Origin of the sequence: Pseudopedobacter sp. (assembly GCF_040392825.1) — a bacterium.
GTDB lineage: Bacteria > Bacteroidota > Bacteroidia > Sphingobacteriales > Sphingobacteriaceae > Pseudopedobacter.
Map to the genome: position 1 here is coordinate 1 of NZ_JBEBVH010000265.1, position 5,239 is coordinate 5,239.

General features: G+C 35.6%; 5 protein-coding genes. 2 read left to right on the plus strand and 3 right to left on the minus strand.

Annotation, left to right across the window (positions count from 1 at the left end; all coding sequences use genetic code 11):
* Both ABWO41_RS15065 and ABWO41_RS15070 read left to right on the plus strand, forming a co-directional pair.
* On the plus strand, window positions 1-2,111 hold a 2,111-nt coding region (locus tag ABWO41_RS15065), incomplete at its 5' end, for an FUSC family protein (protein WP_353139835.1).
* A gap of 68 nt (window positions 2,112-2,179) precedes the next feature.
* Window positions 2,180-2,593: an organic hydroperoxide resistance protein gene (locus ABWO41_RS15070; RefSeq protein ID WP_353139837.1), complete on the plus strand. Its 414-nt coding sequence runs from the start codon at window positions 2,180-2,182 to the stop codon at window positions 2,591-2,593.
* Window positions 2,594-2,667: 74 nt separating this feature from the next.
* Here ABWO41_RS15070 and ABWO41_RS15075 read toward each other — a convergent pair whose 3' ends face one another.
* The 3 genes from ABWO41_RS15075 to ABWO41_RS15085 all read right to left on the minus strand — a co-directional run.
* The gene (locus tag ABWO41_RS15075; protein WP_353139839.1) at window positions 2,668-3,333 is read right to left on the minus strand and encodes a DsbA family protein; all 666 of its coding nucleotides are present in this window, start codon (window positions 3,331-3,333) and stop codon (window positions 2,668-2,670) included.
* Window positions 3,334-3,418: 85 nt separating this feature from the next.
* The gene (gene mgtE / locus ABWO41_RS15080) at window positions 3,419-4,768 is read right to left on the minus strand and encodes a magnesium transporter (protein ID WP_353139841.1); all 1,350 of its coding nucleotides are present in this window, start codon (window positions 4,766-4,768) and stop codon (window positions 3,419-3,421) included.
* A gap of 38 nt (window positions 4,769-4,806) precedes the next feature.
* Window positions 4,807-5,239, minus strand: a 433-nt coding sequence (locus ABWO41_RS15085) for a CorA family divalent cation transporter (protein WP_353139843.1), incomplete at its 5' end; no start/stop codon positions are given.

Below are 5,239 nucleotides of genomic sequence, written 5' to 3' on the forward strand. Positions count from 1 at the left end.
CCCAGTATTTTTCTGATGGTATCAAGATTACAATAGGTGTATTACTGCCCTCGTTTTTATTTTTTCAATTTGGATACATTGAAACTGGCATTACACTCTCCATAGGAGCTGTTTGTTGCAGTGTTGTTGATACTCCCGGTCCCTGGAGACACAGGAGAAATGCAATGCTGATAACAATTGCATTAGTTTGTTCTATAGCAATATTTACGTCTTTAATTAATTCAAATTTTTACATAACAGCTGTTGAGGTCCTCCTTTTTGGATTCATTTTCTCTATGTTCGCTGTTTATGGAGTTAGGGCGACATCTGTTGGTAGCGCCGCTTTGTTGATTATGATCTTCAATCTAGAACCACAACATACGGCTCTATCTTATTTGGAGCATGCGCTCTTGTTAATAGCTGGCGGGATTTGGTATTTCTTCCTCAGCATGCTTTTTTTTACCATAAGACCTCATCGATATGCGCAACAGACTTTAGGTGAATGCGTTACCGAGGTAGGTAAATATATGCGGCTCAGAGCTAATCTTTATAATTATAGTCACAATATAGATGATGTGTTTAAAAAACTTGTAGATCAGCAAGTTATTGTTCATAATTTACAGGATAATGTTAGAGAAATCTTATTTAAGACGCGTGAGTTAATCAAAGATTCTACTCCCATGGGACGTATGCTTATTGTTGTATTTGCCGATATGGTGGACCTTTTTGAACAAACTATGGCTTCTCACAATGACTACAATGTAATTAGACAGCGGTACAAGAATAACAATATCTTACCGGAATTTGCTTTTTTAATTAAGCGCATGTCTCTGGAAATTGAATATATAGGTTCCTGTTTAATTCATTCAACCATTCCAAAAAAACATATTGTAACCAGTGAAGATTTGGACGAATTAAAAAATAAGATCAATTTACTGGAACAAGAAGGCGTTTCTGTACTAGTTCTTAAAAAAATATTTATTAACCTTCGACATATTCATAACCGACTGGATATTATTTATAGCTATTTCAGGGAAGAGAATATTAAAAACCATAGCGCATTTTCTTCTGATTACGCCAAGTTTGTAAATCATCAGAATTTCGAGTTCAAACTCTTTAAAAACAACTTAAACCTAGAATCCGGCCATTTCAGATATGCTCTACGGTTTTCAATTGTAGCTTTTATAGGTTATATCATAGGTCAATCTCTCCCCTCTTTGGTGGGTTCTGCAGTACCTTTGGGTAATCATGGATATTGGGTAGTATTAACTATTATGGTAATTCTAAAACCTGGGTTTAGTGTTACTAAAACCAGAAATTATCAAAGAGTCGTAGGTACTGTAATTGGCGGTATTACAGGTGCTTTAATCTTATATCTTATTCCAAATCAAGATATTAGATTTATAATCATGGTGTTTTTTATGGTTATTGCATATAGCACCCAGCGCATATACTATTTTGTAAGCGTAGTGACTATGACACCGTTTGTACTCATTATGTTTAGTTTTATAAGCACTTCCTCCAGTCAGAATATTATTTTAGAGCGGGTCATAGACACTTTAATAGGTTCAGTCATTGCCGTAATATCCAGTTATGTCTTGTTTCCGAGCTGGGAGTCTTTTCAAATAAGGAAATATATGGCAGACATGTTAAAAGCAAACGCCGATTATCTGGATATTATTTACAAAAGGCTCGCTGGTGAAAATGTAAGTATGACAAGCTATAAGTTGGCTAGAAAAAGTGTATATGTAAACACAGCTAACCTTGCAGCAGCTTTTCAAAGGATGCTAAGTGAACCTAAAAATAAACAGACTAAAGAAACAGAGACACATAAATTTGTGGTACTAAGCCATGTACTGTCTTCTTATCTAGCTAATCTCTCTGTTGCTATAGATGAAAGCGAATCCTCTGCCTTAACTCAGGACCAGAAAAAGCTACTTAATAAAGCCAGCTATTATCTTAAGCGTTCTTATTTGATTGTAACCGATGAAAATATTTCCCGAACGGAAGAAGCTATAAAACCACTTAGTATGGATACAGAAAAAGCTAATGATGGCTTAATAACCGAACAGTTGGAGCTTATAACCAAGGTTTCATCCGAAATCTATAAAGTGGTTGAACAGCATAAATAACATTCTTTCAAACATTCTCACACTTCATATTGTTAATTCTAAATCGTAAATCAATTTTATATTATGCTATGAAAAAACTATATACAGCGGTTGTAGCCGCTACCGGGGGCCGCGACGGACATGTTAAATCTTCCGATGGAGTTATAGACTTAGAAATGAGAAAACCGGCCGAAATGGGCGGAAAAGCAGGTTATGCAAATCCAGAACTTTTATTTGCTGCCGCGTGGGGTAGCTGCTATCTGGGCGCATTAGGTTCTGTAGGTAAAAGAGACGGTATTGATGTAAGTAATGCATCAGTAAATGTATATGTGAGCTTTAACGAAGAAAGTCCTTCAAGCTTTGTATTGTCAGCCGAATTGCATGTTCATGTTCCAAATTTAGAATTGCAGCAGGTCCAAAAACTGGCAGATGCAGCCCATAAAGGTTGTCCTTATTCCAAAGCAACAAGAGGAAATATTGAGGTTACGGTAAAAGCTGTTTAAATAAACGATAGCTATAATAAATAAGAAAATCCTTCCTAAAGGGATTTAAGGGGGATTTTTCTTAGAACTATTAATTAAAGGATTAACCCAGCTTCTTTAATAACGTTTTGGATTCGCAATTCCATCGTTTCTAAATTGGCGTAACCTTTGGCTATCATAAAAAATTCCATATCCGGAGTTTTTATAAAAGCCGCCGGATAACCTGTTACCTGCAATTGCCTGCTTAAAGCAACGTCATAATAAGCCAGTTGCCTAAATTCTTCGTCATTTAATTTACTAATGAACTCACCTTCCGGAATTTTGTATTTCTTAATAATAGATTTATAAGTATTATCGTCATTTAAATCCAGACCATCATAATTTAAGGCAAATTGTAAATCTGATGCAAAAAGTACTGCTTTCTGAGGAAAATAAGTCTTAAAAACAGACAGCGCAATAGAAGGCTTTTCCGAACTCATAATCATTGTCCCTTCTTCTACTGCCTCATTTATAAATTTATCCCCAAACTTAACCCCGGCAGTTTCCTCTACCCTCTTATATGAATTTTTTATAACATCTCTCATTTGAGCAATTGGCGCAACTCTGTCTCCTAAAATCATGCCGCCCGAAAGTACCTGAAAATCAAATTTATCTTTATACTTTTCGTAAATGGTTTTCATTACCGGACTAAAGCCATAACACCATCCGCAAATAGCATCGTATATATAAATTATCGTTGGTTTTTCTATTCCTTCAGACATGTTGCAAATTTACAAGAAAGCTTGGAATGTCGGACATCTCCTCATGAAAATGACTTAATCATTGTAAACGAACAAGTATTGAAGTCTATAGTAATAATTTTGAGGCTAATCCTAACAATAGCAAAAAGCCAAATACGTCTGTAAATGTGGTTATTATGATAGAAGAAGCGATTGCAGGGTCTATGTTTACTTTTTTTAATATCAACGGAATTGCCGAACCTGCGACACCTGCAATAATCAGATTTCCTGCCATCGCAATAAAAATAACAAGTCCTAACATTGGGTTCGAATCGTAAAGCAGTGCGACTAAGAAAAGGATAATACCTATGATTGCTCCATTGGTTAATCCAACCGTAAATTCTTTTAATACGGTTCTATATGCTTGCTGATCTGTTAGGTCATTTAAAGTTATACGCCTTACAGTCACCGCTAACGCTTGTGTAGCCGCATTTCCTCCCATTCCGGCTATTATAGTCATATAAGCGGGTAAAATCAGCAAAAGGTCTATAGTCGAATCAAAATAGCGGATAACCGAAGATGCCAGGAATGCAGTAAACAAATTAAGACATAACCATGGCAACCTGGATTTTACCGCGTCTTTCCAGTTACCGCTCAATTCCTCGTCTTCAGAAACTCCGGAAATTTTTAAAATATCTTCAGTATTCTCCTCGTTCAGAACGTCTATAATATCATCAAAAGTTACCCGTCCCAGAAGTTTCATTTCATCATCGACAACAGGAATACTTGTTAAATTGTATTGCGATAGCAGATTAGCTACAGTTTCCTGGTCAATATTGGTTTTTACATAAATAAATTCTTCATTCAGAATATCCGAAACATAAGAGCTGGCTTTAGATTTCAGAAGATTTTTCAAGGAAATAATTCCCTGTAAGCGATCATGCTCATCAACTACATAAACTGTATAGAACTCTTCCATTTCCTCACTTTGTGCAATAATTTCGTCTATTGCCTGCTTTTTGGTCATGGTCGCTTGTACTTTAATGAGCTGCGAGTTCATTAAACCACCTGCAGTATCTTCTTCGTAATTTAGAAGTGTCCTGATGTTATGCGCATCCTCTTTATCTATATCCTGAAGAATCTCATGCTGATCTTCTTCATCTAATAAAGAAATAATGTCTGTAGCATCATCATAATCCAGTTCTTCAACAATTTCCTGTCGCTTTTCCGGAGGAAGATTAATTAAAATCTCTTCGGGATGATATTCTAAATCCATCTCGGAGATTACTTCTGAAGCAATTTCGGATGGGAGAAGATTAATAATCCGTTTTTGTTCTTCCTGATTGAGGTTTTCGAAAAGTATGGCAATTTCCGAGGAGTGATATTCTTTCAGTAAAGACAGTAATTCACTGTCAGTACCTTCTAAAGCCTTGTTTAGTTTTTGAATATCTGACTTATTTACCTCAAAAGATTGCATGAACTACAAAAATAAAAATCTCCTTATTTAATCACTAATTAATCTTTGAACCAACCCTTTTTTATAAAATATATGGTTTGAATAATGGTTATAATAATCATTAGAATCCAAACATATAAATAACCATTTGGCCAATACAGCTCGGGCATGTTTTTATTCAAAATCTCCCCTGTTACTGGGTGTTCATACGCGAAATTCATACCATAAACGCCAACAATAAAGGTTAACGGGATAAAAATAGCCGAAATTACAGTTAATATCTTCATGACCTCGTTCATTCTATTGTTGATAATGGTTAAATAAATATCCATTAATGTAGTCGACGTTTCCCGGTAAGTTTCCAAAAGATCTATAATTTGTGTGTTATGATCTGCAACGTCACGCAAAAACACTTTCACTTCCTGACAAATAAGCGGCGAGTTGCTTCTCTGCATTTCATTAAGCTTATCTTTTTCCGGCCATGCAACGCGT